Origin of the sequence: Streptomyces hygroscopicus subsp. hygroscopicus, from assembly GCF_030269125.1 — a bacterium.
Classification (GTDB): Bacteria; Actinomycetota; Actinomycetes; order Streptomycetales; family Streptomycetaceae; genus Streptomyces; species Streptomyces hygroscopicus_C.
In genome coordinates this window covers 1-1,278 of the sequence record NZ_BSSM01000050.1, presented here as the reverse complement: position 1 = coordinate 1,278, position 1,278 = coordinate 1, and the positions used below count along the sequence as shown (strand labels likewise).

The 1,278-nt window shown below is 72.0% G+C and carries 1 protein-coding gene and 2 pseudogenes; 1 reads left to right on the top strand and 2 read right to left on the bottom strand.

The window, feature by feature from the left end; all coding sequences use genetic code 11:
• Both QSK45_RS38035 and QSK45_RS38030 read right to left on the bottom strand, forming a co-directional pair.
• Positions 1-279, bottom strand: a pseudogene (locus QSK45_RS38035) (hypothetical protein); the annotation flags it as partial.
• A complete protein-coding gene (locus QSK45_RS38030) occupies positions 272-781 on the bottom strand; it encodes a SigE family RNA polymerase sigma factor (protein WP_285563527.1) in 510 nt (169 codons plus the stop codon). The gene QSK45_RS38030 and the pseudogene QSK45_RS38035, both read right to left, overlap by 8 nt.
• Positions 782-1,041: 260 nt before the next feature.
• On the opposite strand from QSK45_RS38030, the pseudogene QSK45_RS38025 reads away from it, so the two are divergent.
• Positions 1,042-1,278 (top strand): annotated as a pseudogene (locus QSK45_RS38025) (hypothetical protein); the annotation flags it as partial.

The following is a 1,278-nucleotide window of genomic DNA, read 5'->3' as shown; positions in this document are numbered from 1 at the left end:
TGTAACGGTGAACCCGGCCGGGGGGCGGGGGGAAGCTGACACGGAGGAGGTGTCCGTGGGGGCTGCTCCGTGCAGTGGGCCGGGTGAGTGCAGCACGGACGGGAGAGCCAGGCACAGGGCTGCCGCGGTGCAGGCCGCGGTCGCGCCCAGGGCGTGCCGGCGGTGGCGGCGCCGGTCGGCGCGTCGGCGGATCTCCGCGGCGGGCAGGGTCGGTGCCGGCATCTGCGTGCCGAGCAGCCGCAGCCGGTCGCCCAGGGTGTCGTGGAGGGGGTCAGACATGGAGTCGTCCTTCCTCGCTGGTCGGGGGCTGGTCGCCGAGCCGGGCCGCCAGCGCGGTCCGCCCGCGGGCGAGGCGGCTCTTGACGGCACTGACGCTGGCGCCGGTCTCGGCCGCGACCTGCTCGATGGAAAGGTCGCACATGTAGTGCAGAACCATGGCGCTGCGCTGCGCCTCGGGCAGGTCGCGGAGCGCGATGACCAGCATCAAGTACTCCTCAGTGGGCGGCTCGACGGTGCGGGGTTCATGGTGGTGGCGTCCGGCCAGATGCAGACCCCGGGCCAGACGTCGCCAACGTGAGATGGCCAGCCGCCGGGCGGTGGTCCGGATCCAGGCTTCCGGTGCATCGTCGGGGTCGAACGTGCGCCTTCGGTCCCACGCGCGGATGAAGGCCTCCTGGACCACGTCCTGTGCTTCCGACCAGTCGCTGGTCATCGCGTAGAGCTGCCCGGTCAGGCGGGAGAAGGACGCTGCGTAGAACGCGTCGAACTCCTGTGGCGTCATCAACGGCTTCTCTCCTGGTGCTGTCGATCGGCTCGCATCACAGGCGGTTCGCCGGGAAGCACTCCTCGACCACGGCGGTGGAGCCGTGCCTCCCAGGCGGAGCCTCGCGCCGCTCAAGCCTGTACGCACGAGCGCCGTCCCCAGGTCGCGCCCACCTCCTGTGACATGGACCACGTGTCCGGGGTGCGACCGCACGGGCACCGAGGGGCGTACAGGGGTGCGGGCATCAACCGGACGCCCGCAGGAAAGGACACTGATTCATGCGTATCCGCCCGATCATGCTCATCGCGGCCACCGCCGCAGCCATCGCGACGGCGGGGGGAGTGGCCAGCGCTGCGACCGGCACCCCCCAGCCCACCGCCACGGCTCACGGCAAGCCGTCCGATGCGTCCGCCGCCAAGGTTCACGGCACCGGCTCGGCCGGCGCCCCGGTGGTCTCTGGTACCGGTGTCTCCGGGAACCGCGTGACCGCCACCCCGGCCGGGTTCACCGTTACC